The sequence below is a fragment of the Allobosea sp. 05T422_2 genome (genome assembly GCF_056396265.1).
The window spans coordinates 1-1,266 of record NZ_JBFTLD010000516.1; the positions used below are offsets into that span (position 1 = coordinate 1).

At 63.8% G+C, this 1,266-nt stretch carries 1 pseudogene; it reads left to right on the plus strand.

Annotation, left to right across the window (positions count from 1 at the left end):
• Window positions 1-1,266 (plus strand): annotated as a pseudogene (locus AC1DJT_RS36735) (hypothetical protein); the annotation flags it as partial.

Below are 1,266 nucleotides of genomic sequence, written 5' to 3' on the forward strand. Positions count from 1 at the left end.
GTCGGGGACCACGAACGCGAACGCAACTTCCGACACGATCGCCAATATCGAGAATTTCATCGGCGGGAGCGGCAACGACTCGATCACCGGTGATGCCAACGACAACGCGCTCAGCGGCGGGGCCGGTAACGACGCGCTGACCGGTGGACAGGGCAACGACGTGCTCAGCGGCGGGGCCGGTGCCGACACGCTGAACGGCGGCGCAGGCAACGATCGTCTCGATGGCGGCGCCAATCCCAACACTACGGGCGACGTCATGACCGGCGGTGCCGGCGACGACACCTATGTCATCGACGATGTGGCAGGCACGGCTGCTCAACGGGACCAGGTCATCGAGGCTGCAGGCGCTGCCGGCGGCATCGATACGGTGACCGGAGCGGTCAATCTCGACCTCGCACTCTACGCCAATGTCGAGAACGTCACGCTGACGGGAACCGCGAATGTCAGCGCGACTGGCAATACCGGCGACAACATCCTCACCGGCAATGCCGGCAACAACGCACTGACCGGCGGCAACGGCACGGACACGGCGGTGTTCACCGGATCGGTGCTCGACCATACCCTCACCACGACCAATGCCGGCGTGCTGACCATTACAAGCGATGCCGATGGCCGCGACACGCTGACGACGATCGAAAAGGTTCAGTTCGGCGCGACGGCCTACACCACCCAGTTGGGAACGGCAGCCGGGACGACGATCACCGGCTCGGCTGGCAACGACCTGATCTTCGGCCTCGGGGGCAACGATACGATCAATGCCGGCRCYGGTGACGACGCCATCGTCTGGCGGGTCGGCGATGGYCGCGATGTCGTCAATGGCGGGGCCAACGGAACGGTCGGCGATGCCTTCAGCATCACCGGCGACAATTCGGACGAGGTCTTCTCGATCTATTCCAGGTTCGAGTGGCTGAAAGTCGCAGGCAATCTCGCCAGCGATCTCAATGCCAACACGGATATCGTGATCACCCGCAACGGCACGGGTACGGCCTCGGTCGTGGCCGAGCTGGATCAGATCGAAGAGATTTCGATCAATACCGGTGGCGGCAATGACAGCGTCCTCGTGGTCGGCAACCTGACCCCCTCGGATCTGCGCTTCAACACCATCACGGTGAACTCCGGCACAGGTGACGACACGGTCGACGTGACGGCTCTCGAATCGGCCCACCACGTCGTGCTCAATACGGGCGGCGGCTCCGACCATCTGGTTGGCATGCGTGCCCAGGATGAAATGCACGTGACCGGACCAGCTGCAGCCGGCGGATCGAC